Origin of the sequence: Hyalangium versicolor (genome assembly GCF_020103695.1) — a bacterium.
In the GTDB taxonomy this organism is placed as follows: Bacteria; Myxococcota; Myxococcia; order Myxococcales; family Myxococcaceae; genus Hyalangium; species Hyalangium versicolor.
On sequence record NZ_JAHXBF010000008.1, the window covers coordinates 195,708 to 222,578 of the forward strand.

Annotated in this window: 21 protein-coding genes; 12 read left to right on the plus strand and 9 right to left on the minus strand. The window is 67.0% G+C overall.

Annotated elements, in window-relative coordinates; genetic code table 11:
- The first annotated feature begins 65 nt into the window (after positions 1-65).
- Together KY501_RS18505 and pdxR are read left to right on the plus strand one after the other, a co-directional pair.
- Complete coding sequence (locus tag KY501_RS18505; protein ID WP_224364505.1) at positions 66-275, plus strand: hypothetical protein; 210 nt, start codon at positions 66-68, stop codon at positions 273-275.
- Positions 276-291: 16 nt separating this feature from the next.
- Positions 292-1,788: a MocR-like pyridoxine biosynthesis transcription factor PdxR gene (pdxR, locus tag KY501_RS18510; RefSeq protein WP_224364506.1), complete on the plus strand. Its 1,497-nt coding sequence runs from the start codon at positions 292-294 to the stop codon at positions 1,786-1,788.
- Between the two features lie 39 nt (positions 1,789-1,827).
- On the opposite strand, the gene KY501_RS18515 is transcribed toward pdxR, so the two are convergent.
- Positions 1,828-2,460 (minus strand): DUF2378 family protein, encoded by a 633-nt coding sequence (locus KY501_RS18515; RefSeq protein ID WP_224364507.1) that lies wholly within the window; start codon positions 2,458-2,460, stop codon positions 1,828-1,830.
- Between the two features lie 233 nt (positions 2,461-2,693).
- Here KY501_RS18515 and KY501_RS18520 point away from each other — a divergent pair, with 233 nt between their 5' ends.
- Positions 2,694-3,329: a GNAT family N-acetyltransferase gene (locus KY501_RS18520; RefSeq protein WP_224364508.1), complete on the plus strand. Its 636-nt coding sequence runs from the start codon at positions 2,694-2,696 to the stop codon at positions 3,327-3,329.
- Here the strand turns inward: KY501_RS18520 and KY501_RS18525 are convergent.
- The gene (locus KY501_RS18525) at positions 3,299-4,867 is read right to left on the minus strand and encodes an FAD-dependent oxidoreductase (RefSeq protein WP_224364509.1); all 1,569 of its coding nucleotides are present in this window, start codon (positions 4,865-4,867) and stop codon (positions 3,299-3,301) included. The two genes, KY501_RS18520 and KY501_RS18525, sit on opposite strands and share 31 nt — an antisense overlap.
- A gap of 141 nt (positions 4,868-5,008) precedes the next feature.
- Here KY501_RS18525 and KY501_RS18530 point away from each other — a divergent pair, with 141 nt between their 5' ends.
- Together KY501_RS18530 and KY501_RS18535 are read left to right on the plus strand one after the other, a co-directional pair.
- Positions 5,009-5,653, plus strand: coding sequence for a TetR/AcrR family transcriptional regulator C-terminal domain-containing protein (locus KY501_RS18530; protein WP_224364510.1), 645 nt, complete (start codon positions 5,009-5,011; stop codon positions 5,651-5,653).
- 22 nt (positions 5,654-5,675) lie between these two features.
- Positions 5,676-6,416 (plus strand): class I SAM-dependent methyltransferase, encoded by a 741-nt coding sequence (locus KY501_RS18535; RefSeq protein ID WP_224364511.1) that lies wholly within the window; start codon positions 5,676-5,678, stop codon positions 6,414-6,416.
- On the opposite strand, the gene KY501_RS18540 is transcribed toward KY501_RS18535, so the two are convergent.
- The gene (locus KY501_RS18540) at positions 6,413-7,957 is read right to left on the minus strand and encodes a methyl-accepting chemotaxis protein (protein ID WP_224364512.1); all 1,545 of its coding nucleotides are present in this window, start codon (positions 7,955-7,957) and stop codon (positions 6,413-6,415) included. The two genes, KY501_RS18535 and KY501_RS18540, sit on opposite strands and share 4 nt — an antisense overlap.
- Positions 7,958-8,345: 388 nt before the next feature.
- Here KY501_RS18540 and ilvB point away from each other — a divergent pair, with 388 nt between their 5' ends.
- From ilvB to ilvC, 4 genes are read left to right on the plus strand one after another with little or no spacing between them, the layout of a single operon-like run.
- Complete coding sequence (ilvB, locus tag KY501_RS18545) at positions 8,346-10,172, plus strand: biosynthetic-type acetolactate synthase large subunit (protein ID WP_224364513.1); 1,827 nt, start codon at positions 8,346-8,348, stop codon at positions 10,170-10,172.
- Positions 10,173-10,182: 10 nt separating this feature from the next.
- Positions 10,183-10,731 carry an acetolactate synthase small subunit gene (gene ilvN, locus KY501_RS18550; RefSeq protein WP_224364514.1) on the plus strand — a complete coding sequence of 183 codons (549 nt, stop codon included), beginning with the start codon at positions 10,183-10,185 and terminating at the stop codon, positions 10,729-10,731.
- Between the two features lie 28 nt (positions 10,732-10,759).
- Entirely contained in the window at positions 10,760-11,680 is a 921-nt protein-coding gene (locus tag KY501_RS18555) for a branched-chain amino acid transaminase (RefSeq protein WP_224364515.1), read from the plus strand.
- Positions 11,681-11,723: 43 nt separating this feature from the next.
- A complete protein-coding gene (gene ilvC, locus KY501_RS18560; protein WP_224364516.1) occupies positions 11,724-12,749 on the plus strand; it encodes a ketol-acid reductoisomerase in 1,026 nt (341 codons plus the stop codon).
- 18 nt (positions 12,750-12,767) lie between these two features.
- Here the strand turns inward: ilvC and KY501_RS18565 are convergent, their stop codons facing one another.
- A complete protein-coding gene (locus KY501_RS18565) occupies positions 12,768-13,487 on the minus strand; it encodes a TetR/AcrR family transcriptional regulator (protein WP_224364517.1) in 720 nt (239 codons plus the stop codon).
- A gap of 141 nt (positions 13,488-13,628) precedes the next feature.
- Between KY501_RS18565 and KY501_RS18570 the strand changes: the two genes are divergently transcribed.
- The gene (locus KY501_RS18570; protein WP_224364518.1) at positions 13,629-14,273 is read left to right on the plus strand and encodes a hypothetical protein; all 645 of its coding nucleotides are present in this window, start codon (positions 13,629-13,631) and stop codon (positions 14,271-14,273) included.
- 7 nt (positions 14,274-14,280) lie between these two features.
- On the opposite strand, the gene KY501_RS18575 is transcribed toward KY501_RS18570, so the two are convergent.
- Positions 14,281-15,150 (minus strand): J domain-containing protein, encoded by an 870-nt coding sequence (locus KY501_RS18575; protein WP_224364519.1) that lies wholly within the window; start codon positions 15,148-15,150, stop codon positions 14,281-14,283.
- 505 nt (positions 15,151-15,655) lie between these two features.
- On the opposite strand from KY501_RS18575, the gene KY501_RS18580 reads away from it, so the two are divergent.
- Positions 15,656-16,378 carry a tetratricopeptide repeat protein gene (locus tag KY501_RS18580; RefSeq protein ID WP_224364520.1) on the plus strand — a complete coding sequence of 241 codons (723 nt, stop codon included), beginning with the start codon at positions 15,656-15,658 and terminating at the stop codon, positions 16,376-16,378.
- 15 nt (positions 16,379-16,393) lie between these two features.
- On the opposite strand, the gene KY501_RS18585 is transcribed toward KY501_RS18580, so the two are convergent.
- Positions 16,394-17,752: a glycoside hydrolase family 16 protein gene (locus KY501_RS18585; protein ID WP_224364521.1), complete on the minus strand. Its 1,359-nt coding sequence runs from the start codon at positions 17,750-17,752 to the stop codon at positions 16,394-16,396.
- Between the two features lie 44 nt (positions 17,753-17,796).
- Entirely contained in the window at positions 17,797-19,266 is a 1,470-nt protein-coding gene (locus tag KY501_RS18590) for a carbohydrate-binding protein (protein WP_224364522.1), read from the minus strand.
- A 387-nt stretch (positions 19,267-19,653) separates the two neighbouring features.
- On the opposite strand from KY501_RS18590, the gene KY501_RS18595 reads away from it, so the two are divergent.
- The gene (locus tag KY501_RS18595) at positions 19,654-22,299 is read left to right on the plus strand and encodes a DUF4082 domain-containing protein (RefSeq protein WP_224364523.1); all 2,646 of its coding nucleotides are present in this window, start codon (positions 19,654-19,656) and stop codon (positions 22,297-22,299) included.
- 25 nt (positions 22,300-22,324) lie between these two features.
- On the opposite strand, the gene KY501_RS18600 is transcribed toward KY501_RS18595, so the two are convergent.
- Both KY501_RS18600 and KY501_RS18605 read right to left on the minus strand, forming a co-directional pair.
- Entirely contained in the window at positions 22,325-22,765 is a 441-nt protein-coding gene (locus KY501_RS18600; protein WP_224364524.1) for a hypothetical protein, read from the minus strand.
- Positions 22,762-26,871 (minus strand): DUF6531 domain-containing protein, encoded by a 4,110-nt coding sequence (locus KY501_RS18605; RefSeq protein ID WP_224364525.1) that lies wholly within the window; start codon positions 26,869-26,871, stop codon positions 22,762-22,764. Before KY501_RS18605 ends, KY501_RS18600 begins: the two co-directional genes overlap by 4 nt.

Below are 26,871 nucleotides of genomic sequence, written 5' to 3' on the forward strand. Positions count from 1 at the left end.
CCCCTTTGGGCGAACCGGTTTTGTCAGGGGCGCGTGAGAGTATGCATGGCAGAAAGGAGCTGACCATGCTGCTCATCGATGACCTCTTGCTCATGTCTTTCGACGGGCTGCTCCGGCTCGCCAAGAAGCTCGACGATGCTCTGGAGCAGGAGCACGAGAAGGAAGAGAAGGGAGCGGATTCGCCTGGCACCCGTGAGCAGGGTGAACCGCTCCATGCCGACGCCCCTGCTCGAGTGGTCATCGGCCCTCGAACGCTTTCTCTCTTCTCGAGATGACCACTATCCTGGGGGCATGAGCCGAGCTCCCACGGGCATTCACACCATCATCGCCATCGAGCGGGGCTCGGCGAAGCCGCTGTACCGGCAGCTGTATGAGGGCTATCGCGAGGCGATCATCGACCGCCGGTTGCGCGCGGGCCAGAAGCTCCCCTCGACACGGAGTCTCGCCAACGAACTCCGGATCTCCCGCATCCCTGTCCTGAACGCATTCGAGCAACTCCTGGCCGAGGGCTATCTGGAGAGCCGTGTCGGCGCGGGGACTTTCGTGGCGAGTTCCCTCCCGGGTGAGGCTCCGGCGCGGGAGCGGCGTACTCCGGCATCGAGCACCCTCGCGCAGCCCGGGCGGCGGGTTGTCTCCCGGCGTGCTGCGGAGCCCGTCCAGGCGGAAGTGGAACCCTGGCTCGAGGGTTGGGGGGCTTTTCGCGTGAGCCAGCCCGCCGTCGAGCGCTTTCCCATCCAGGTCTGGGCCCGCCTGGTCAGCCGCCACTGCCGGCGCTCTCCGCGCAGCCTGCTCAACTACGGCGATCCCATGGGCTACAAGCCCTTCCGCGAGACCCTGGCCTCCTATCTCCGGACTGTGAGGGGACTCCGCTGTGAAGCCGAGCAGATCATGGTGGTCAGCGGCTCGCAGCAGGCCCTGGAACTGTCGGCTCGTGTGTTGCTCGATCCCGGTAGCCCCGTGTGGGTCGAGGACCCCGGCTACGCCGGAGCGAGGCAATTGCTGGCCCAGGCCGGTGCCCGGCTCGTGCCTGTCCCTGTCGATGACGAGGGCCTGGAGGTCGCCACCGGAATGGCTCGGAGCCCGAAGGCACGCGCCGTCTACGTCACCCCCTCTCACCAGTACCCGCTGGGGGTGACCATGAGCGCGTCGCGCCGGCTCCAACTCCTGGAGTGGGCTCAGCGCAGCGGTGCCTGGATCATCGAGGACGATTACGACAGCGAATTCCGGTACGAGAGCCTCCCCGTCCCGGCGCTGCAGGGGCTCGATCGGGATGCGCGCGTCATCTACATCGGGAGCTTCAGCAAGGTCCTCTTCCCGGCGCTGCGGGTCGGCTATCTGGTCATCCCCGCGGATCTCGTCCCCCGCTTCGCGCGCGCCCGGGATGCGATGGATCTGTTCCCGCCCACCCTGTACCCACCCGTGTTGGCGGACTTCATCGGAGAGGGGCACTTCGCCCGTCATCTCCGGAGGATGCGAGCCCTCTACCGCGAACGGCGCAGCGCCCTCGTGGAGGCTCTCGGCAAGGAGTTCGGTCCGGCGCTGCGGGTGATCGGCGCGCAGGCGGGCATGCACCTCGTCGCGACCTTGCCCCCAGGCATGGGAGACCGGCAGCTCTCCGTCCGCGCCGCGCAGGAACGCCTGTGGGTCATGCCGCTGTCGAGCTGCTACCTGGGCGAGGCCTCGCGCCAGGGGCTCGTCCTGGGCTTTGGCGGCACGAGCGCCTCGGACATGCCGGACGCCGTGCGCCGGCTCCGTACGGTGCTCGGCCCCATGAAGCGGCAGGGCTGAGGCCCGTTGTCGTACAGGGGCCTCGCTTGCTTGGGAGCGCTAGTCCCAGGACACGTCGTATTCGCTGTCCAGCGTCCCCAGGGAGCGCGAGCGAACCTGCGGATTCTTCACGTCCGAGGCCTGCAGCACCGCCAGCAGGACGCCCTCGGTGTGGGCCAGCGGCATGAAGTCATGGCGGAAGGTGACCACGGCGCTCTTCTCGCCCGTGGCCGCCACTGTCCGCTCGCCAAAGCTCGACGCGGCCCGGTAGGCCGAGGGGATGTTGCTCAGCATCTTCTGCGCCGAGTTGCCGGACAGCAGCATCAACGTCCTGCCCGCCATGGAGTCCAGGAAGTCGCGCACCGTGGAGGCGCCCAGGTGGCGGGCCGTGGCATCCGGGCTGCCGAACTGGGGCGCCAGGACCTGCGAGGCGGCGACCAGCACCTTCACGAAGTCCGCTGTCGGGTAGCTGGAGAAGCTGATGAAGCTGCGCTCGAAGCGCTTGTCAGCCAGCAACTGGTAGACCTCGCGTAGGGCTGCCTCCCCCCCATGGCTCTTCACCACGCCCAGCACGCCGTTGATGAACAGCCCCCGCACGGTGTCCGAAGGAGTGGGCAGGGACAGGAACCGCGCATAGGCGGACGGCCGTTCCGCGGCGCCTGAGGATTTGACCGGAGGCTTCGACTGACTCATGGAAGGGCGGGGCTCCTAAGGGGGGGCGGGGCTCCAGATGGGGCGCAGAGTATACGCGGCCCTCTCTGAACGGGAGTCCCAGAGAGGTGAAAGGTGGAGGCTGGGCCCCGCCGCGGGCCGTGGGAGGTCTTGCCGCAGCAAAAGTTTGTGTTGCCTCGGGATCGGAAGGCTCATCCTCCGGGGGTTCCGAGCCCAGCCGCCTCTGCCCCGGCCTTTTCCGGTAGAACCCGCGCATGAGCACGTTTGCCCCTGCTGGCCTGACGCCTCCCTACGTGTTGCGAACGGCACGCCTCGTGGTGCGCTGCTTGGAGCCGGCCGATGCCTCGCAGCGAAAGGAGGCGGTCGACTCCAGCGGGGAGCACCTGGACGAAATGTTCCCTCGCACCCCGGAGGGGATCCCGCTGGAAGTCCATGCCGCCCATGTCCGGAAGATGCGCGGGAGCTTCGATCTGGACCAGGACCGGGGATACGGCACCTTCGAGCTGGAGACAGGGCGGATGCTGGGGGAGACGGGGCTGCTCAAGCGGGCTGGCCTCGGCGCGCTCGAGATTTCCTACTGGTTCCGCCGCGACGCGGTGGGCCGGGGCCTTGCCACGGAGATGGCCTCGGCCATGGTCAAGACGGCCTTCGAGTTCGACAAGGTGAAGCGCCTGGACCTGATGTGCCTCCCAGAGAACGAGCGGAGCGCGGCGATGGCTCGCCGACTGGGGTTCACGTTCGAGGGGCGGCTGCGCGACCGGCAACTCGCTCCCCACCACACGCGGGCGGATCTGCTGTGCTTCACCCTGCTGGACTCCGAGTATCCGCGGACTCCCGCGAGCCAGCTTCAGCTCGAGGCCTATGACTTCCTGGGGCGGCGGATCGGCTGAGCCGACACGAGCCGGAGATGGTCGTCGAGCACGTCGACCGAGGAGGGCGGGGTGACGCATCCCACGTAGCCATCGGGGCGGACCAGCACGAGCATGTCGCTGTCGATACTGTAGGCGCGGAAGGCATGGCCCTGGGAGTCGATGACCGAGAGCTTGCTGGCGGAGTCTCCCGGCCGGACCACGAGGTGCGCGCGAACGTCGGGTCCGTACCGGGCGTCGAGCTGGCTGAGCAGGTCGGCTTGAGCCGCGCCGAAGGCCAGCAGGGTGGAGTGCGTTCCGCGGAAGAGCTCGAACAGCCGCTTCGGAGCGCCGGAGCCATCGTGGCAGGGCGCATCGGGAGCCCGGTCTCCCGCCTGGAGTCCTGAGGGGGCGGGGCGTGCATCCCGCACGATGGAGCTGCCACGATAGTGGAGTCCCAGTTGATTGAGCTCCGGGCCTCGTCGGTAGGCATCGGGATCGCCTTGGAGGCTCTTGCGAAGCAGCCGGGTGCTGAGGCCGAGCACGCCCGCGGCCACCGGCAGCCGCTCCTCCTCATAGGTGTCCAGCAGCGCCTCGGGGGCACCCGCCAGCACCTGCGCGAGCTTCCAGCCCAGGTTGAAGGCGTCCTGGACTCCGGTGTTGAGGCCCTGGGCGCCCGTGGGGGAGTGCACATGCGCGGCGTCTCCAGCCAGGAAGATCCGGCCCACCCGGTAGCGGTCCACCATGCGGATGTTGACCCGGTACAGCGACACCCAGCGCATGTTGTGCAGGCGGACGTCCGAGCGGCCCGAGGCGGCGTCGAACATCCGCTGCATGGCCTCCAATGACAGCTCGGGCTCCTCGTCCGCGGCGAGGGGCGCCGTGAACTGGAAGACGTTCGTGCCAGGCAGGGGGCACAGCCCGGCCCGGAGCGTCCGGGTCTCGAGATTGCCCCACATGTGCCAGTGCTCCCGGTCCAGCCCGTTGGCCTGGACATCGCCGATCAGCATCCGCTCGGTCTCGTGCGTCTCGCCCTCGAAGCTCACGCCCAGGTGCTTGCGGACGAAGCTGCGGCCGCCGTCGGCGCCCACCACGTAGCGCGCTCGCACCTGCTCCGTTTGGCCCGCCTGGATCAGGGTGACCGTGACGCCCTCGGCATCCTGCTCGAAGCCCGCCAGCTCGGTGCCGAACTCCACGCGGCCTCCGGACGCGGCATGCCGGGCACGCAGCAGCTCCTCCGTGCGCCACTGCGGAAGCATCAGCCCGTTGGGGTAGGGCACCTCCGGTACCGGCGGGCTGGGCTCGTGCATGTACCCTTCCCAGGCCACCCGAGTCCCAGCGTAGGCGCGAAGGGGCGGGTAGGGCCCTCCCGCGGCCAGCATTGCATCGACCACGCCCATGGTCTCGAAGATCTCCAGGGTGCGCGGCTGCAGTCCCTTGCCGCGTGAGCCCACGAAGGGCTCAGGGCTCTTCTCGATGATCCGATGCTCCACTCCCCGCCGGGCGAGCTCACAGGCCAGCGTCAGTCCGGTAGGTCCGGCTCCCACAATCAGCACCTGAGGATTCAGCAGTGTCTTCACAGCGCGCTCCTCTTTGCGAGCGGGCGGAGGTGTCCCCCACGGAGACCTGCCAGCCCAGCTCCTTAACAGCGTTAATTTAACGTCGTTAAGGTGCCCTGAACAGTGTTAAGGAGTCAAGTGGGCCTGACAGAAAAGGGGACGATGCGACTGGACACCGAGCTGGTGGTGCGCACGGCACTGCAGCTGCTCAACGAGGTGGGATTGGAGGGGCTCTCGCTGCGGCGGATCGCCAAGGAGCTCGACGTGCAGGCGCCAGCGCTCTACTGGCACTTCAAGAGCAAGCAGGACCTGCTCGACGAGATGGCCACCACCATGCTGCGAGATTTCGTCACGGCCACGGGCCAGCCGGATCCGAAGCAGCCCTGGGACGAGTGGATGATGGACCTGGGGCGCAACCTGCATCAGATGCTGCTGGGCTACCGGGATGGGGCCAAGGTGTTCAGCGGCACGCACCTCACCGACAGCACGCTCTACGAAGCCCTGGAGTTCGTGTTGAGGAAGCTCACGGGCGCGGGCTTCTCACTCCGGGATGCGGTGCAAGGCTACAACATCACCTACAGCTACACGATCGGCTTCACGATCGAGGAGCAGGCGGTGCACCCCCGGCCGGGCGAGCGTGACTCGCAATATGATGAGGCCCAGCGTGCCAGTCGGATCGACGCGGAGAAGTTCCCGCTGGCCCTGGCGGCCGGCAAGGAGATGTTCACCGGCTTCGATGAACGCTTCGAGCAAGGTCTGCGGGTGATCATCGCCGGGCTCGCCCCGTTGCTGCCGCCCCGGCGGTGAAGCATCCTCCCAGCCACCCATCATGAAACTCTACGAAGAACTCGCCGATTGGTGGCCGTTGGTCTCTGCTCCGGCCGAGTACAGCGAAGAGGCCAGCGAATACCTCCGGCTCTTCCGGTCCGCCGCATCCGGACCCCTGAAGGAGGTGCTCGAGCTGGGCAGTGGTGGTGGCAACAACGCCAGCTTCCTCAAGAAGGAATTCTCGCTCACCCTGGTCGAGCCCTCCGAGCGGATGCGCGAAGTCAGCCGCGCCCTCAACCCCGAGTGCGAGCACCTCCCTGGCGACATGCGCTCTGTTCGCCTCGGCCGCCTGTTCGATGCCGTGTTCGTGCACGACGCGGTCATGTACATGACCACCGAGGCGGACCTGCGCGCGGCGCTGGAGACGGTCACCATCCACCTGCGGCCCGGTGGAGTTGCCCTGGTCGCTCCGGATGCCACGCGGGAGACCTTCGCACCAGGTGAGGAGCTGGGCGGCGGAGACGAACCGCTAGGCCCGGATGGGCGCTCGCGATCGCTGCGCTACCTGATGTGGACGTTGCCCCCGGACCCGGGAGAGACCTTCAACGCCGTCCACTTCGCGCTGCTGCTGCGGGAGCGGGATGGGAGTGTCCGCTCCGTTCATGACGTGCACCGCGATGGCCTGTTTCCCCGGGCCACCTGGCTGCGCCTCTTCGCGGAGGTGGGGCTCGAGGCGCGGATCGAGCCGCGGATCCTCGAAGGCACCGAGTACGACACCTTCATCGCCCTCAAGCGCCGTTAGCTCCGCAGGGTGAAGAAGGTGAGCAGGCGTCGGAGCGTATCGGCCTGCCGGGTCATTTCCTCGGCCGTGGTGGCCAGCATCTCGGCGCCCCGGGCGTTGCGCTGGGTGACGGAGTCCACGCTCGTCATTGCCACGGTGATGTAGGCCACTCCCGTTGCCTGCTCCCGGGACGAGGCACTCACCTGCTGGATGAGCTCGACGGCCTGCTGGATGGAAGGCCGCAGCGCCGCGAGGACCCGGTTCGAGCGCTCCGCCACCTGGATGCTGTTGCCTGCCTCCGTTTCGATCTCCCGGGCGGCGCTCTGGGAGCGCTCGGCCAACCTGCGCACCTCGGCGGCCACCACCGAGAAGCCCCGGCCATGGTCACCGGCTCGCGCCGCTTCGATGGCGGCGTTCAGCGCGAGCAGGTTCGTCTGGTAGGCCAGCTCCTCGACGATGGAGATGTGCTCGACGATGCGCCTCAACGCCAGGACGCTCTCCTGCACCGCCTGCTCCACCTGCTTCACCTCGTCCGCGGCCTGGAGCACCACCTGCTCGGTCTGCCCGCTGAGCTCCGCGTTGATGCGGATGGTGGCGTTCATCTGCTCGAGGCTCGCGCTCGTCTCCTCCACCGATGAGGCCTGCTCCGCGGTTCCCTGCGACAGCGTCCGCGAGGCCGAGGAGACCTGCTCACTGCTCCCCGAGAGCATCTCCGCTCCCGCGCGCACTTCTCCGAGCACATGGGACAGCCGCTCCGTCATGTCTCCCATGGCCTGCTGGAGCTTGCCAATCTCAGCGCCATGGGTGACGGGGATGCGCTCACGCAGCTGCCCCCCGGCGATCCGCTGGGCGTGCTGGGCTACTCGCGTGATGGGGCGCGTCACAGCCCAGGTGGTGAGCAGCGCCACTCCAACAGCCATCAGCATGGCGAGCCCGATGACCCCGAGAATGGTCTCTTCGACCTGGGCATGTCTCTTCGAACTCTCCAGCGCCGTGGCTTGCATCCGTGCTCGCTCGAGCGCGATGAGCGCCTTCCAGGAGCGCCGGTACTCCGCGAGGCGCGGCATGGTCTCCCGGTTCAGCAGGGCCACGGCCTCGCGGGATTTGCCCTCATCGAAGAGGCGCCTCACCTGCGCGCGGCTCGTGATGTACGGCGTCCGGTTCGCATCCACCGCGGCGAAGAGGGCGCGCTCCTGCTCGGAGCGCATCCTCCCGGAGAGTTCCTTCAGTAACTGGGTGAGCTCCGCACTGTTCCGGCCCATGGCCGCGGTGAGAGTGCCCGTGCTCCCCGGCTCGCTCCCAATCGTGTTCATGAGGAACAACTGCAGGGCGAGCTGCGCGTTCTCGTCGTGGAGGTCGCTGGCCTCGTTGACGAGATCGATGATGTGGTAGCGCTGGTCGATGAACTCCTCCAGGGAATCGTTCACCCGGGTCAGCTCGCCCAGGGAATAGGCACCGAGGCTTCCCAGCAACATCACGAGCAGAGCGAACGCCAGTCCCAGTCGCGCACCGAGCGAGTGGCGGGACGGGAAGGAGACGCGTAACGGACGTTCAGGAGTCATTCATGGGCCGATGAAAGACCGGGCGTACCGGGCACGGAATAGGGAATCCCATGCATCCGCGCTGCCCGCGCCGCTCGGATTTCCAAAGTGATTTGCTGTCCGTACGCACTTGGAGCATGATGGGATTCAACTGGCGATGACGAACCTCTCCTCCTGCATCACGCGGAACCTACGCACGGCGACGGGCCGGGGCGCGCGTTCCCTAGTGCAGGGCATCGTTCGCGTAGCGCTGGTATCCGTATCCATTTCCTACGGGAGCGGGCCGCCGTTTTGAGACTGGTTTGAAGTCCCCTACCAGGCCGAAACGCGAGACCCCGCCCCGGAAACGGTGGCGGGGTTTTCGTTTTTCGGCCTCCTGAATTCCAAGTGGTTCGCCGTGGAGGCGCAGATGACGAAACCTGGAGCTGGAACCAAGGCTGCACTGTCGAACATGGAACCCGAGGTTCCCTCCGGTGCGCCTGCACCGGAGCGGCCCCTCGGCGCGGCAAAACGTACCGGTGCCGAGATCGTCTGGGACGTCCTCGCCAGCGAGGGCGTGGATGTCGTCTTTGGCTATCCCGGTGGGGCCATCATGCCCATCTACGATGCCATGCATCAGCGCTCGGTCCGGCACGTGCTCGTGCGCCACGAACAGGCCGCGGCACACATGGCGGATGGCTACGCGCGGGCCTCGGGCAAGGTGGGCGTGTGCCTGGCCACCTCGGGACCGGGAGCCACCAACCTGGTGACGGGCATCGCCACCGCGATGCTGGACTCTTCGCCCATCGTCTGCATCACCGGCCAGGTCACCTCCACGCTCCTTGGCAGTGACGCCTTCCAGGAGACGGACATCACTGGCGTCACCCTGCCCATCACCAAGCACAACTATCTCGTCACCCGCGTGGAGGACATCGCGCCCACCCTTCGCGAGGCGTTCTTCATCGCCCGTTCGGGCCGGCCCGGTCCCGTGCTCGTGGACATCACCAAGGATGCGCAGCAGGGCTCCTGCGATGACGACTGGCAGTCCCGGCCGGTGCGGTTGCAGGGCTACCGCCCCGAGCACCAGCCCTCGACGGAGGAGCTGGACCGCGCCGTCGAACTCATCGCCTCCGCCGAGCGCCCCCTCATCTTCGCCGGCCACGGCATCCTCAAGGCCGAGGCCTCCGGGCTGCTGATGGAGCTGGTGGAGAAGACGGGCATCCCCGTGGCCAGCACCCTGCTCGGCCTGGGCGGCTTCCCCGCCACCCACCCGCTCAGCCTCGGGATGATGGGCATGCACGGAGAGGCCTGGGTCAACACCTCCATCCAGGAGTCCGATCTCATCATCGCCCTGGGGATGCGCTTCGATGACCGCGTCACCGGCAACCTGAAGACGTTCGCGCGCAAGGCCCGGAAGATCCACGTCGAGATCGACCCTTCGGAGATCAACAAGAACGTCAAGGTGGACGTGGGCCTCGTGGGAGATCTCCGCCAGACGCTCACCCGGCTGCTCCCGCGCATCAAGAACCGCACCTGTACGCCGTGGATGGATCGCATCCGCGCGCTCAAGGGCGACTCGGCGGTGCGCGACATCCAATACATGCCCCACAACGGCCGGCTCCATGCCGCGCACGTCATCCATGACCTGTGGTGGCTGACCCAGGGCAAGGCGCTCATGGTCACCGACGTGGGCCAGCACCAGATGTGGGAGGCGCAGTACTACCGGCACGATCGCCCACGGCAGCTCATCACCTCGGGTGGATTGGGCACCATGGGCTTCGCGCTGCCCGCCGCGATTGGAGCGCGGTTCGCCCGGCCGGACGATGAAGTCTGGGTGGTGGTGGGCGACGGCGGCTTCCAGATGACGGCGGCCGAGCTGACCACCTGCGCTCAGGAGGGCTTGAAGATCCACGTGGCCATCATCAACAACGGCTACCTGGGCATGGTCCGGCAGTGGCAGCAGTTCTTCTACGAGAACCGCTACAGCGCCACGGCCCTGCGCAACCCCGACTTCGTGAAGCTCGCCGAGGCGCACGGGCTGAACGGTCTGCGAGTCACCCGCCGCGAGGAGATCGCCGAGGCGGTGGCTCAAGCGCGTGCCCAGGCTGGCAGCACCGTCATCGACTTCCGGGTGGAGAAGGAGGACGCCGTCTACCCCATGGTCCCCTCGGGCGCGGATCTCGACGACATGATCCGCCGGCCCTCGTCGGAGAGCGTGGCGACCGGAACTTCGCCGTGGACCAGTGGAGCCGTCTGAGGAACCCGCCATGAACACACCCCGTCCCCGCACCTTCATCGCCCACGTCGAGGACCGCCCTGGCGTCCTCAACCGCGTCATCTCGCTGTTCCGGCGCCGGGCCTACAACATCGACTCGCTCACGGTGGCTCGCACCGAGCGCCCCAACATCTCCCGCATCACCCTGGTGGTGATGGCGGATGACCGGGAAGCGCGCCTGCTCGAGGCCAACCTCTACAAGCTCATCAACGTGCTTTACGTGGAGCACATCTCGGATCAGAGCACGGTGGCTCGCGAGCTGGCCCTCATCAAGGTCCGGGCTGACGAGGAGTCCCGCGCCAAGGTGCTCCAGCTCTGCGAGGTGTTCCGGGCGCGCGCCATCGACGTGACGCCGTCCTCGCTGATGGTGGAGCTCACGGGTACCTCGGACAAGATCGACGGGCTCATCGAGGTGCTGCGCCCCCACGGAATCATCGAGATGGTGCGCACCGGCTCGATCGCCATGGCCCGCGGAGCCCAGTCCGCACTCACTGAGCTGCTGGATGCGAAGACGGAGCCCCCGCCCGAGCGGGCCGCCTGAGCGCGTCGTTCGAAGAGAGACCACATACATGGACTGCAAATACATCTGGCTGAACGGGAAGATCATGGCGGGGGCCGAGGTACAGATGCCCTTCATGACTCCCGCGGTGCACTATGGCATGGCGGTGTTCGAGGGCATCCGCTGCTACCGTGCCGCGAATGGCCCCGCGATCTTCCGCCTGCGCGAGCACATCGAGCGGCTCTACAAGTCCGCGACGGTGCTGGGCTGGCGGGAGCTGCCCTTCTCCGTGGGCCAGCTCATCGAAGCCTGTCTGGAGACGGTCCAGGCCAACGGGCTCGAAGAGTGCTACCTGCGCCCGCTCGTCTACCTGGCTGGAGGAGGCTGGAACCTCAATGTCGACGCGGGCCAGGCCCACGTGGGGATCTCCGTGTGGCCCTGGAACGCGTACCTCGGGCCGGAGGCCGCCGAGCGCGGCGTGAGGGCCAACGTCTCCTCGTACACGCGCCACCACCCCAACGTGGTGATGACCAAGGCGAAGATCGCCGGCAACTATCCCAACTCGTTTCTGGCCAAGACGGAGTCGGTGCGCCTGGGCTTCGACGAGGCCATCATGATGGATGCCCAGGGTCTGGTGGCCGAGTGCACCGGCGCCAACATCTTCATCGTCAAGGGCCAGCGGCTGCTGACGCCTCCCGAGGCGCAGGTCCTCGAGGGCATCACCCGCGACACGGTGATGATCCTGGCGCGCGAGATGGGCCTCGAGGTGAGCGCTCAGCCCTTGTCGCGAGACCAGCTCTACATGGCGGATGAGGTCTTCGTCACTGGAACCGCCGCCGAGATCGTTGGCTTCCGCGAGATCGACTTCCGCACCATCGGCACCGGTCGTACGGGCCCCATCACCCGGAAGCTTCAACAGGCCTATCAGTCGGCCGTGCGCGGCGAACTGCCTCGCTCCTCCGAGTGGTTGACCTACCTGCCTCGAAAGTAGCCCCCTTCTTCGTAACCCCTTCACCCCCACAAGGATTCTTCACATGACGACCATCTATTACGACAAAGACGCCTCCATCGAGACCATCCGCGCCCGCAAGGTCGCGATCATCGGCTATGGCAGCCAGGGCCATGCCCACGCCCTCAACCTCAAGGAGTCCGGCGTGGACGTTCGCGTGGGGCTCCATGCCTCCAGCCGCTCGAAGGCCAAGGCTGAAGGGGCCGGGCTCAAGGTGCTCTCGGTCTCCGACGCCGCGCAGTGGGCCGATACCATCATGATCCTGGCGCCCGATCAGACGCAGAAGCAGATCTACGATGCGGACATCTCGCCCCACCTCACCAAGGGCAAGGCCCTGTTCTTCGCGCACGGCTTCAACATCCACTACGGGCAGATCCGCCCTCCCTCGGACGTGGACGTACTGCTCATCGCTCCCAAGTCTCCCGGCCACCTGGTTCGCCGCCTCTACCAGGACGGGAAGGGGACTCCGGCGCTGATCGCGATCCACCAGGATGCCACCGGTCAAGCCAAGGCCGTGGGCATGTCCTATGCGCGGGCGCTCGGCGTGACGCGCGCAGGTCTGCTGGAGACCACGTTCAAGGAGGAGACCGAGACGGATCTCTTCGGTGAGCAGGCGGTGCTCTGCGGCGGTGTCACGGCGCTCGTCCAGGCGGGCTTCGACACCCTGGTGGATGCTGGCTATCAGCCCGAGAGCGCTTATTTCGAGTGCCTGCACGAGCTCAAGCTCATCGTGGACATGATGTACGAGGGCGGCATGGGCTGGATGCGCCACTCCATCAGCGACACCGCCGAGTACGGCGACTACACGCGCGGACCGCGCCTCATCAACGAGCAGGTGCGCGCGGAGATGAAGAAGGTGCTCAAGGAGATCCAGACGGGCGCCTTCGCTCGGGAGTGGATCCTCGAGAACCAGGCCGGGCGCCCCATGTTCGACAAGCTGCGTGAGCAGGGCCGCCAGCACCCCATCGAGGACGTGGGCCGCCGCCTGCGCGAGATGATGTCCTGGATCCGCGACAGCAAGAAGGACTCGAGCGATCCCACCTCTCGCTGAGGCGGTGGAGCAGGGGCTCTACCGTCGCCTGGGGTTCGGAGTCCTGCGGCGTGGCACCGCGCCCGCCGCTCTCCGGGCCTGGGCCTTGGCTTTGGCTTTGCGAGCCGTAGGCTTCGTGCCCTCCGGCTCTTGCACGCTGGCCAGCACGATGCGGCGCAGCAGCGCGAAGGCGGGAGCCGGGTCGAACTGCTCGTCGAGGAGGTGTTGCAGGGCCAGCCCGTCGAAGCAGCTCCGGATGATGGCGGCGTACTGGTGATCCACCGCTTCAGGCTGTGCATCCGCGCCGCCGCGCACGCGCGCCACCGTTTGGGCAATCCCCTCGTTGCTACGGCGCAACAGCTCCGCCACCGCGGGCTGCAGCTCCGTGTTGCGCAGCCCCAGGGCGAACAGCTCCGTGCGCAGGCGCACCTCGGCAGGCGCGCCCTTCAGCAGCCGCTCACCCCATGCGAAGCTCGCGGTGGCGAGGCGCTCCGGTGACATCTCCTCTCGGAGCCGCTGCAGCTCCTCCTCGTGCTGCCTGCGGGCCTCCGCCGTGACGGCGAGCAGCAGCGCGTCCTTGCTCCCGAAGTAGTAGTGCACCAGGCCCTGGTTCACCCCGGCCTCGCGCGCCACCTCCTTCACCGTCGTGGCCTCGTACCCGCGCTCAGCCAGTACGCGGTAGCCCGCTGTGATCAGGCGCTCACGAGCGTCGGGTTCCGGTGGGGTCGCACCTCGCGCTCTGCGGTGGGGAGGGCTCATCCCTCTCCCCATAGGGCAGCACCCCTCGTCCAGCAAGGGTGGAGCAACGTTGCGAGCGCGGCTTGACATCTCGCGTCATCGGTCTTAGTTAGTCGTGTAACTAAAAACGGTCGAACGACCCAGAACGCGAGAGAGAAGACGATGAGCATCCCGACGACGAGCCGCTCCCAGGGTTTGAAGGTGGCCTTCACGATGGCCGCGCTGCTGTCCACGCCGGTGTGGGCGGATCAGGCCAGTCTGTTGGCCGCTCCCGAGCAGCGCCGGCCCCACTCCGCGTTCCAGTTGGAGATCCAGCCTCCCTCGCCGGATGGCTCCGTCTACGGGATTCGCGCCGAGGGCACGCCCTCCGAGAAGATCCCCCTCACCTTCGGCGTGATGCGGCGCGTGGGGAGCTGGCGCCGGAATCTCGGCATGCAGGCGCGCTTCAGCGGAACGGACGTGGGTGCGGCTCGGCTGCACTTCGCCGTGGGTGTGGAGGCCCGCTACGCGCTGGCGACCTTCGCGGACGGCGCCCTGAGCCCCTTCATCGGCGTGACGGGCGGCGTGGAGCAGTTCGAGGTCCGCTCCAAGCTGGATGGCAACGGGTCCCGGTACAGCCCTGATTTCTTCGTGGAGCCTGCGGTGGGCCTTACGTATCGGCCGGGGGCTGGGCACTTTGGCCTGATTGGCCGCGTGGGCCCGGGTTTCACTTCCTCGGGCACGCCGGATCACTCCTTCGACGGCGGCACGCTGAGCCTGCGCTCGGTCTACCCGACCGCCTCGCTGGGCCTGATCTTCGCGCTCTGATAGCTCGTCAGGGAGCGCGGCTGCCCCGCTGGCGCAGCTCGCTCCAGGCCTGGTTGAGCCGCCGCGTCTCCTCCGCCGCCAGCGCCTGGAGCTTGGGCCCCAACTGCGCCACCTTGTCCGGGTGGTACTGGGTGATGAGGGCGAGGTAGGCCCGTTTCACCTCGGAGAGGGGCGTTCCTGGAGCCACTCCGAGCACGTCCCACGGGCTGCTGGGAGGCGCACGCTGCTCCGAGGCGGGTCTGGCTTGCTCCTCCTGGGCCTCTTCCGCCGGGGGCTCTGGATCGGAAGAGTCTTCCTCCGAGGGTTCTTCCGCCGGGGGCTCTTTCTTTGGGGCTTCTTCCGCCGGGGTCTCTTCCTCCGAGAGCGGTGAGGCTCCGAGCTCCTCCGCACACGTTACGCACAGCAGCAGTTCCTGGACGCGAGTGCCCTCTCGCAGCGAGTAGTCGCCGAAGCAATCGCCGCACACCATCCGTCGGCAGTGCTCGCAGCGCGCGGCGCATTCCGCCCGCTCCAGTGAGGCTCCGCACTCGAAGCAGTCCTCGGGCAACGGTGCTTCTTCTCCGCAGGATGCACAGAAGGCCCAGGTGGGATCGAGCGTTGCCTCGCATCCGGTGCACATCGGGGCATCCGGCTCCTCGGACGGCTCCCAGTGCTGCTCCGTTGCGCACCAGGGGCAGTACGGCATGAGCCACGCCACCCGTCCCTCGCACCGGGGCGAGTTGCAGTCGAAGGCGAGCTCGTAGCCCTTGGCCACTTCCTCGGGTTCGTTGTCCTCCTCGAAGGACTCGCCGCAGGCCCAGCAGCAGTTGAAGGCCGCGTGCGAGGGCGCGCCACACGCGTCGCACATCGGGTTGTCGTGCTCGGCCTCCCAGCTCATTCGTGCGCCACAGGTGGGGCAGCACTGCATCCACCGCACAGCCTGGGCGTGCGTGCAGGCTGCCTGCGTCGCCCGCCTGCGCCGACCTGGAGGCTCGGGGAAGGGCGACTGTTCACCGCGTGTCTCGAACGACTCCCACAGGCAGTTGCCACAAACCTGTCCCCGAGCGCCTCGCGGCCCGGGAGATCCTTCGAGTACCCGGCGCCGGAAGAGGGCTTCCACGGCCGGTGAGCCCGAGTGCAGGCACGCCTGGCATGCGGCATTCCCGCAGACATCGCAGTTTCCCGCGAGGCGGCGGCCCCCGAGCCCCAGGAGGGCGGGCTTCAGGACCTCCAGGCAGCATGGGCACGCAGACATGCTCTTCCCTCTGGAATGCAGCCTCCGCACGAGGCCCGGGCAGGGGGGACAGGATACCAACGCGGGGCGGCATGGCGACTTCCTGGCGTTCCCGCCTACCACTCGGGGCCTTGAACCGACAGGATGCCGCCGACGGAGGACGCGAGGGATGGAGCACAAGGGACGCGCGAAGTGGCTGCCGGAGCTGGGCGCGCCGCTGCGCGAGGTGGATCGCCTGCGGCGCAGCGGACGCTACGAGCAGGCACTCGCCCAGATTCGACAGCTTGCCGAGGCCCACCCCACGCAGCTGAAGGTGCTGCTCGAGGTGGGGCTGACGCTGGCCATCTGGGGACGAGTGCCCGAGGAAGCCCTGCCCTGGTTCGATCGAGTCCTGGAGATGGCGCCGGGACACCTCACCACGCGGCTCCACCGGGCGCTCACCCTGGCTCGGCTGGGCCGGCACTCGGAGGCGGTGGAGGACTTCAACACCGTGGAGTCCGTGGGGCACCGCAAGCTGCTCATCCTCTATACGAAGCGCGCCGAGTCACTGCGAGCGCTTGGCCGTCACGCCGAAGCAGAGCGCGACTGGTCCCGGGCGTTGGAGGAGGATCCTGGCAACCCGTGGCTGCTCCACCAGCGAGCCCGTGCGCGCGAGGCGCTGGGCCGACTGGAAGAGGCCCTCCAGGATCTCACCGATGCGCTCGCCTCGGAGGCGGAGGACTCGGTGGATCCGGAGCTGCTGCGAGACAGGGGATTACTGCGCGCCCGGCGAGGAGACACCGCCGGAGCGCGCGCCGACTTCGAGGAGGGGATCGCCCGTTTCCGTCAGGGGGATCCCCCGGAGCTCCTGGAGTCGCTGCGACAGAGGCTCCAGGAGCTTCAGGACCGATGAGCCCGGTGAGGGGGCTCAGAGCTTGATGAGCTCCACGTCGTCCATGTGGACGAAGTTGGCGGAGTTACCCGCGCTCAGCTTCGTGTGGAAGCCGAACTCCAGGTAGCCGCCCGTGACGGAGATGGCGGGCGTCTCCACCAGCGTCCAGCTCCCGTACGTGCCCAGGTCCGTGTAGACGGGGTTGCACGAGGCGCACGTCTTCGCCTGGATGCGGGAGAAGTCGTAGGCGCCGCCCTTGCGGATCCACGCGCGGACCTTGTAGTTGCCCGAGGCCAGCCCCGAGACCGTCTGGTACGTCCACACCTCGTGCGGTGTGCCGTTGGTCCAGTGCGTCAGGTGGTACGAGCCGCCGTGGCCGCCGTTGTACGTCTCGTTGAAGTCCGCGGCCTCCGTGCCGTTCGGGCTCCAGGTGTTCCAGCCCGTCATCCCGTTCTCGAAGCCCGGGTTGGTGACGGAGCTGCTCGGCGGCGGGGTGGTGCCCTGCTGGTACCAACGCACCCACTCCACCTCCATCGTCTTCTTCACGCCGGAGGCCAGATCGATGCTGGAGGCGCTCGGGTTGCCGTACCAGTTCCCGCCCAGCGCGAGGTTCAGGATGATGTAGTGGTTCTGCTGGAACTCGGACTCGGTGCTGTAGAACGTGGTGCCGACGATGCTGCCGTCCAGGCGGAACACCATGCTGGTGGAGTTCCACTCCACCTCGTAGGTGTGGAACGCATCCGCGAGGCTGTAGCCGCGGTTGGCGCCCGTGCCCCAGTCCGCCTGGCCCGTGGTGTACCAGTGCACCGCGGACTTCATCCACGAGGGCTCGTTGGACGTCCACTCGAGGATGTCCACCTCACCGCAGGCCGGCCAGCCCACCGAGGAGATGTTCCCGCCCAGCGTCCAGAACGCCGGCCACATGCCGTAGCCCGAGGGCACCTTGATGCTGGCGACGATCTTCCCGTACCGCTTCTCCACCTTGCCCTTGCTGTGGATGCGGCCCGAGTAGAACGAGCGCGCCCCGTAGCCGGTGCAGCGCGAGTCCACCGGGTTGTCGCCCGTGCGCTCGGCGGTGAGGACCAGCTTGCCGCCGCTCACGGTGACGTTCTGCGCGCGCGGGTACTCCAGCTCGCCCGTGCCGAAGTTGCAGTTGCCCGTGACGGGATCGTAATTGCTCGTCAGCGCCGTCCAGTTGCCGGTGTTGAGGCTGGAGCCGTCGAACTCGTCGGACCAGGCCAGGTTCCAGCCAGAGCCGGGCGAGTAGTCCAGCTCGGATTGCTGCTGCGCGAGGGGCGTCTCCTCGACGGGAGCCGCGTTCTCGTTTCCACAGCCAAAGAGCGTCGTGGCACAGCAGAGGGCCAGCGCCTTGGAGATCAGGTTGCGTGTCTTCATATTCATACCTGTGTCGGAAGAGGTTGGGTGACTTGGGGAGCGGCTCAGCCCGCGGGGCAGAACGTCACGGTGAGCTGGGTGCCGCCGGTGCAGGTGAAGAAACCCGCCTCGTTGGCCGCCATCGGGTAGTCGTCATACGCGAAGGCGTAGACGGAACCGCACTGCTGATGGACCCACTTGGCGTACAGGTTGTAGGGCTTGCCGGTGTTGTAGTACTGCGAGACCGTGGTGCTGTCCGGCGCGTCCAGCATTCCGCGGTTCAGCGCGGCGCACCACTTGGCGCTCTGATCGAAGAACGGCGGCGAGCACGCGTAGACCTGCGCCGACTTCGCCGTGCCGGGGTTGCACTGGCCCGGGTACTTGCTGGCACAGCGGGCAATCTCGCTGTCCAGGCGGGTACAGATGGTGCCCCGGCGCGAGTCGCTCGCATATTCCCCATCGAGGCAGAAGGAGCGCGGGGCCAGGCAGATGGTGCCGCCGCCCATGGAGTAGCGCAGGCCGTCCGGGCAACCCGTGTCGATGGCCGACTGCATGGCGCTCGCGGTCTTGTTGCACTGCACCTGCACGCAGCTGGAGCCCGAGCCCGTGCCGGTGATGCGCATGGGCAGACCCACGTGGTCCACGTAGGTGAGGTTGTAGTGGAGCAGCTGCGAGCCGCCGCTCGGCTTCTCGAGCGTGAACTCAGCCTTCTCCAGCTCACGAGGCGAGGTGGGCGAGGGCAGGACCTTGTACGCGCTCACGCGGCCGCTGGGGTAGTTCTCCGGCGTGAAGTAGGTGTAGCTCTGGCCCGCGGACAGCGCGCGGTAGATGTTGTTGCCCGACGAGTCGCGCTCGAGCCCCACGTTGCCCACGCCCGTCAGCGCCACGTTGAGGCTGAACGGGCAACTGTTGATCACCTTCACCGGGATCGTCCCCGTGGGATTCGTCGGCGGCGGGGTGGTGCTGCCCGTGTCATACAGCTCGAACCAGTCGAGCTTGAAGAGCCAGTCTCCGCCGGTGGCGACGCCCTTGAGGTACAGCGAGTGGGTGCCGCTCGTCTTGGTGATGGAGACCGTCTGCGTGATGAAGGCGTTCCAGTCCGAGCCCGTGGCGGCGGTGAGCGCCACCGTGCCGACCTTCGTCCCCGAGCCCACCGCGTCCACCCAGATCTCCGCCTTGCCACCGCCGTAGGGCGCCGCGATGCGGAACTGCATCTGATTGGCGCCGCCGAAGTTCACCGAGGGGTAGTGGATCTGCTCGTTGACCTGGAAGCCACCGACGGATTGCCCCTCACCTCCACCCTCGTTGAAAACGCCTCCGGAGGTGGTGCCGCTGGAGGACCAGTTCTCCGCCTGGATCCGGCTGCCGATGATCGCCGCCTGCGTGGCGCTCTCCAGCTCCACGGGCTCGGTGTCCTCCGGCCTGCTGTCGCAAGCGACGCCAGTGGTCAGCAACAAGCCCGCGGCGCTCGCGCACCACAGGGCCTTCCATCCCGCCGAAGCGGGTTTGAAGCTTGAAGTGAGGGGGGTTGGCATGGCGACCTTCCTGTTGGGGGAAAAAGCGGATCGCTTTGACGTCCGGCTTTCCTAGGTTCCAAGGAATCGCTCACCTATCTACTTATTCAATTTATCGCAAGCGCTTTCACTTCTCCGAAATAATTGGGGGTAGGGAAATCAACTTTTCAGGGGGTTGGCGCGTCGCGTCGCATGTTTCATAGGCAAGCGCTGTCACTTCGGACCCAGGGCCAATGATGCATGTCTTCATGCGCCACATGTGAGGCTTTAGGCAGCGGCGAAGCCTGAGATAGCCCCAAGGCATAAAAATCGAGCAATACCAGATCTCCTTGTGTAATCTGTTTCACCGATGGTATGGGTCGACACGCGCGCGCTCACAACCCGTCTGTGTGTGTCGGAGACATCAGGATGGCTCGAACTCTCCTCTGTTTGGTCGTATCTCTCGCAGCTCTCGAGGCGTCTGCAGCAGGTGAAGCTCTCTCCAGTATCCGGTCTGGCAACTGGTCGGATGCGACGGTCTGGAACGCCGGGCATGTGCCCGCCACGGGTGACACCGTGACGATCTCGGCCGGCCATACCGTGGTCTTCCAAGTGGACTCACCCCAACTCGCAGGGGTGACGGTCGAAACCGGAGCGGCGTTGACGTTCGACCCGAACGCGTCGGCGACACTTCGCTCGACGGGCAGCGTGGTGGTGCGGGGCACCCTGACGATGAAGCCCTCCTCGCGCTCCATCGTTCACGTGGTGGCGTTCCTCAACGTGAACGAAGCCACCTATGTGGGCGGAGGCATGGAGGTGGTGCCTGCGGAAGTCGGACTGTGGGTGCGGGACGGCCAGCTCGATCTCCAGGGTACGCCCAAGACGGCTTGGACGCGGCTGGCAGGCGGGATTGGCGCCTCGGCGAGCTCCCTCACGCTGGAAGCGTCGCCCGTGGGCTGGGGCGCGGGAGACGAGCTCAGCATCGTTCCCACGGAAGCGCCCTCGGTGGGAGACCCGAGCTGGAACGGCTTCGATCTCGGAACGATTGTGAGCGTCTCGAACGCCACCGTCGCGTTGAATCGCGCGACGAGCCGTGCGCACCCCATGGTGGACAACCAATGGAGAGCCGAGGTGCTCAACCTGACTCGGAACGTTCGCATCGAAGGCACCGGTGACGGGAGCGCGAGTCCGAGCACGAACCACCGCGCTCACATCTGGATCCGTTCCAACAAGCCGCAGACCGTGAACTACGTCTCCATCCGGTACATGGGGCCGCGCCGTGCCGTCGAAGCCAACGCGACGGAGACCATCCTCGGCCGCTATGCCCTCCACTTCCACCACTCGATGGAGGGCAGCAGGGGCTCCGTGGTGCGCGGAACGGTTGTTCGGGATGCGGGGGCCCATGCCTTCGCCGCGCACATGAGCCATGGCATCACGCTCCAGGACACCATCAGCTACAACACCTTCGACGAGGCGTACTGGTGGGATCCGGGCGATGAGAGCCATGACACGGTCTACGATCGGTGCGTGGCGGCCATCGTCCGGGTGGACCCCGAATATCGGGGCTACAACCTGACGGGCTTCATGATGAACCAGGGCCTTCGCAACCTGGTCCGCGACTCCGTGGCCGTGGGCGTCCAGGGCAACATCGATTCCTCGGGTTTCAGCTGGCCCGAGGGTGATGGGATCAACGGCGACGGGTTCTGGAACTTCTCCCGGGGCAACATCGCGCACAACAACAAGATCGATGGCATCTTTGCCTGGCAGAACGACCACCAGCCCCACGTGATCTCCAACTTCGTGGGTTATCACAATGGGGAGGCGGGGATTGATCACGGCGCCTACTCCAACGGCTATCACTACGAGAGCTCCAAGCTCTACGGCAACGGCAAGACCGCGCTGCATATGAAGGCCGTCTCGCCCGGCGTGGATGAGTTCGGCCACCTGCGCCTGCGCTTCGACAACCTCATCTTCGACGGCGGTGGACAGTCGCCAGACCTGATCCTCTCGGACGATCACAACGCGGACGGCGTTGGTGACGCCACCATCATTCGCAACTCCCTCTTCCGCAACGCCACGAACTCCTTGCACTTCGGCGTGGGAGAGCGGGGAACCTGGCTGGATCTCGAGCTCTGCACCTTCGCTACGACGAATGATGTCCTGTTCGATGCGAATGTCGTCCCGGGCAACCGCGTCCGCAAGCAGAGCGATCAGCTCCAGGCCTTCAACATCACCCCCGCGGGGCGCACGTCGATCCCGCTCTTCGTCCAGCCCTATCTGGACGAGTCGACTCCGCAGGTGTCGATCTCCTCGCCCACGGGCGGCTCGGTGGTGACGGGCACTGTCTCGGTGAGCACGTACGCGTATGATCTGGGCGGCATGCAGGCGGTCGAGCTGTACGTCGACAACAGCTTTGTCGCGAGCAGCACGACGGCGCCCTTCACGCTGTCGTGGAACTCGGCGTTGGTTCCCAATGGCCGGCACGATCTCCAGTTGATTGGCGTCGATGCCGCCGGCCTCAGGAACAACTCAGGGCGCACGACCGTGCTCGTGTCCAACGCCAGCCCGCCAGCGGTGGCCGTGGGCAACAGTCTGTGGCCCGCGTCGGCTCAGGCGGTCGCAGATGCGGACCGCGACACGCTGCCCATCGAGGTGGGAGTCCGGTTCAAGTCCGACGTGGCGGGCACGGTGACCGCGATCCGCTTCTACCGGAAGGCCATCAATCCGGGCGGCTACACGGTGCATCTGTGGTCGTCGATAGGAACGCTGCTGGGAACGGGCCGCGGGACGGATGGGCCGGACACGCCGGGGTGGACGGAGATCAAGCTGGCGACGCCGGTGTCGATTGCCGCGAACACGGTGTATGTCGCGTCGTATTTCGCGAGCTCCGGCCAGGTGTCCGGCGACCCGGGATTCTTCGCGAGCTCCGGTGTGGACAGCGCTCCGCTGCATGCGCCGGCCGGCTCCGCCGTCGGCGGTAACGGGGTCTTCAGCTCCTGCGCCAATGGCTGCTTCCCGTCGCAGGTCGATAGCAATACGAACTACTGGGTGGACCCGGTCTTCGTGCGCCCGTAATAGGTGAGATGGGTTCTCGTGGAGGTCAGGGCGCGTCCCTCGTCTCCACGAGGCCCACGGTGTGCAGCGCGCCCTCGGGATCGATGCCGATCGTCACTCCCGGCCCCCGAAGTGAGGACACGCCGGAGATGGATCTCACTTCCCAGCCGCGCCCGCGCGCGAAAGCCTCCCAGTCCGGAAGCCTCCAACGTTCGAGTTCACCCGCGACGACCATCGGCTCGCGTTGACCCTCGAAGTCCATGTTCACCGCGATGACGCGCCCCTCCTCGGTCAGGATGCTGACGTTGCCGTACTGGCGCGCCCAGATCTTCGATTTCCGGCCGAGACGTGCGCGAGGCCCCTCGGGGGCTCCGAGCAGCGATTCGATGCGCTCCTCGGGGTCCCCCACGCGCAGCCCACCGAGCGATTGCGCGTCGAGCACTTCGCGGAGTTCGTATACACGGCCTGGACTCCATCCCTCGGTCATGACGAGCAGCCTCCGCCCGCTTTGTGCTCATCGATATTGCGCACGATGTCCCTCATCTCGCGCGACCGGCCGTTCGCGAGGTCTCTCAGCGAATCCGTGAGGCCGCGGGCATGTTCAATCATCCCGGGGATGGCCTCGCGGGCCTTGGTCAAGATGTCCCGGCGGAAGGCCTCGCTCGTGTTGAAGTGCTCCGTCGCCTCGCGGATCGCGCGAGCGAGGCGGGGGTTCGCCGCATCGCCCGGAATGGCGTTCGTGAACGTGATTCCTCCCGTGTGGTTGGGGCGTACCGCGAGCTCCACCCCGCCCGGCCCGTAGAAGTGCAGGCCCTTCTGCACGACGTCGCCGTAGCCCGGCGAGTGAATCTGCCACGGCCGGTAGCCGCCCTCGCTGAGGCCGAACGGGTCGGGATCGAGCAGCGGGTTCGGCGTGTGGGCGTAAGGGATCACGCCGCCGCCGATCCCCAGCGGATCCGGACTGATGAACGTCCCGAGCTCCGAATCGTAGTAACGGAAGCGCGAGTACGTCAGGCCCGTCTCGTCGTCGAAGTATTGCCCCGTCAACCGCCACGGGAGTTCGAATCCGCGAGCGCTGAGTTCACCGCCGAGCGCATCGACCGCCTGCTCGCCGCGGAGTTCTCCGTCCGTCTGGTGCACGGTGCGGTACGTTCCGCTCGGGTCCTCGGCGAGGAAGTAGTGCTCGTCGCCCACCTCGACGCCGACGAGATTCAGGCTGTCCGGTGCCCAGCACCAGGTCCGTGCCGGCCCGCTGTCGGCGAGCTCGTGCAGGAGCTGGTTTCCATCCCAGAGGTAGCGGGTCTGGCTGCGGACCGTCGCGCCGTCCTTGGCGAGGACTCGCTTGGCCATGCGACGCGCGAAGAGATCGTACTCGAACTCCACTCGCGCGCCGTCGGGCCGCGTGACGGCCTTCAACGCGCCATGACCGTTCCACTCGTAGCGCTCGATGGCTCCGTTCGGGAGGCGCTTCGCGATGCGATAGCCATCCGCGTCGTACTCGTAGGAACTGTCCCTGACTGTTCGGACCCGCGCCGACGCGTCGCAGGAGACCGGCGTGCCGTCGCGCGCAGTGCTCGGCTGGCCGCCTTCTCCAACCCGCCGCTCCAGCGTGCGCTTCGCCCACCTGTCACGAACCAATCGCCCGCCCGCATCAAACTCGAGTTCGCGCAGTCCGGAGATGGCGTCGAGCACCGAGGTGAGTGTGCCGAACCCATCCCAGCCCAGTTTCCGCTCCGCCAATGTCTCCCATTGCCCGGGACGGGCCACCGAGACGCGCTGATCGATCGGGTTTCCCTCGGCGTCGCGCTGCCAGTCGATTCGCAGCGCGTCGCGATACCGTCGGCCCGTCTCCCGACCGCTCTCCGATCGCTCGTAGACGATGTCCGGCACGAGCCCGCGATGTCCCGCCGTGCTCGAGAAGAACTGCTCCACCGGCAGCCCCGCGTCGTCGAAGTTGACCACGCCGCGCCAGCCGAGGCTCGTCTCGACCAGCGAGCGCAGGCCCCGTCCATCGTAGCGTGAGCGCACCTCGTGGCCGCCGGCGGTCTCGCGCACCGTGCGGCCAATCAGGTCTCGCTCAAACTCCACGACGCCGGACTCGTTCTCCGCGCGGCTGACCATCCCGTCGGCGCGATATTCCAGCTTCGCGAACGTCCCGTCGCTGTGGAGGAACTCTGTCACGTGCCCCAGGGCGTCATATTTGATCTGCGTGCGCCGGCCTCCGAGGGTGGTCACGCCCGTCACGCGTCCCGCGACATCGCGCTGGTAGATCCGCCACGCGCCATGTGGGTCCACCTCGCGGCTGACGCGCCCGCACGCATCGCGCTCGAAGAGCCACGTCTCTCCGTTCGGCCCTTCGAGGCCCGTGAGCAGACCCTCGGTGTCGTAGTGGTAGCGGTGCGCCTTGCCGCCGACGTGCTTCTCCACGAGCCGCCGGAAGCCGCGGTTCACGTACCGTGTCTCTCCGCGTGCGGTCCGCTCCGCGGTCATCTGGCCTTCGGCGTCGTAGTCGCGCTCGATCACGGTTGACGTGCCGATACGGAGGGCGCGGAGAAGTCCCTCCGTATCCCATACCAGCTTGCGGCGGGGTCCCCCGTCGAACTGCATCGTCGCGATGCGCCCCAGCCCGTCGTACTCGATGCGCACGTCGCCGGTGTTCGGTCCTCGCACGTCGAGCGTTCGGCCGTCCGCGCCGTGCGTGCAACTCGTACGGGCTCCAGCCTGTGATTCCGCCCACGCCAGCCGCCCCTTCGCCCAGCCGAAGCGTTCGTGCTCGCCAGTCGGCGCGCGCTCCTCCGTCACACGGCCGAAGCTGTCACGCTCCCACTCCCAGACTCCACCCATCGCATCGCGGAGGCGGGTGACCGAGTGATCCTCCGCGCGGTACTCCGCGTGGAGCACGATTCCATCAGGCCGTTCAACGCGGGTGAGGTCGCCTTCCGGCGTCCAGGTGCGCTTCGTGGTCCCGCCGAGGGGATCCTTCTCCGCCACGCATCGCAGCCGATCGTCGTACTCGTACTCGCGTACGCCGGTCAGCGGATCGACCTCCTTGAGGACGAGGCCCGCGGGGTTCAGGAAGTATTGCGTGGTATGGCCCCGTGAGTTCGTCACGTACGTGACGCGGTTCTTCTTGTCGTACTTGAGGACGTGGTCGTAGATGCCGCCATCGCCCCATGTCCGCGTGCACCAGGCGTCGGAGCCAAGCCCGTCGTACTCGAAGTAGAAGCTGAGCCCGTTGCGGTCTGTTTCCCGGACCATCAGGTGCGTCACGTACTCGAACGACCACTGCGCGCGCTTGCTGTCGACGACGCGCACGAGGTCGCCCTCGTCGTCGTATTCGAAGCGCCGGTGAACGTACCAGCCGCTCTCGTGCGGGAGCGGGAGCTTCAGCGCGACGAAGCGATCCTTCTCGTCGCACTCGATGCGCACGACGCGCCCCAAGGCGTCTCGCACGTACTCGAGCCGTCCGCGCCGGTCGTAGCTGAAGGTGATCTCGTGGTTGCCGCAGCGTGAACTCACTCGCTGGATCCGCGCCCTCGCGGGATCGCCACCGGGGACCGGAGCGAAGTCGCGGCGTTCGCCATCCCGAGCGATCAGTATCCACGTTCCCTTGTCGCCGCGCCGGAGCGTGAACCCGTCAAACGGGTGTTCCACCTCCTCGCCCGGGGACAAGCGATGCTCTGGACGATCGAACGTGTCGAACTCGATCTCGCGGCCATCCTCAAGCAGGCAGACGGCCTTGCCTCGTTCTTCCCACACCGCCTGGTCCAGCGAGGAACTCCAGCCGTGGCCGAGCGGCCCCTGCCGGGCCGCGAAGTTCGACAGGTAGAACCGCTCGATCCGCAGCGGCAGGGGACCCGGGAGCTCGGCATCCAGGCACCGCGTCATCATCTTTCCGGTCGCGACGTCGACCGGGTGGCCCGTGAGCTTGCACGAGATCCAGCTCAGGATAGCGCGTCCCCGAGCGCCGATCGGCAACCGGCTGATCAGCGCCTGCAGCGAGTCGCCGATGAAACGCGTGCGGAGCGATGCGAGCACGGCGGCCATCAGGTCGAGCGACATCGGCCCGCCGATCAGGATCGGGGCTCCTTTGGGGACCGCGAGCACGACGGTCGACGGGAGCCGGACCGGTTCCGAGCAGCTCAGCGCGATGTCGCCGAGCCGGCACGCATTGCTGCCCATCACCTTCACGGTCTGCGACCCGAAGATCATCACCGCGTCGTTGTCGGGGGTGATCGGTTTGGGTGGCTTGGGCTTGTCCTTCGGGCGAATCACCGGACGCGGCGTCCGGGGGATGGGCGCCCAGCCCGTGCCGGGCGGGATGAGGATGTGCCCGGGCACGTGCTTGCCCTCGGTGCCGGTGTTGGTGGCTGGGAACGCGCTCCAGTAGAGCACCGGGCCCTTGACTGGCGCTCCCATCGCCGCGCCAATCACATTGCTGATGATAAGGCCGGCGGCGAGGCCGATGGGGTCGAACACGATCCCCGTGAAAGGGTTGGGGATCGGTGTGGGCACAGGCGCTGGCATCGGGATGAATTCCCAGTGCACGTCGATGCCCAACATCGGATCGAGGAAGCTGCTCGCCCCGCTCAT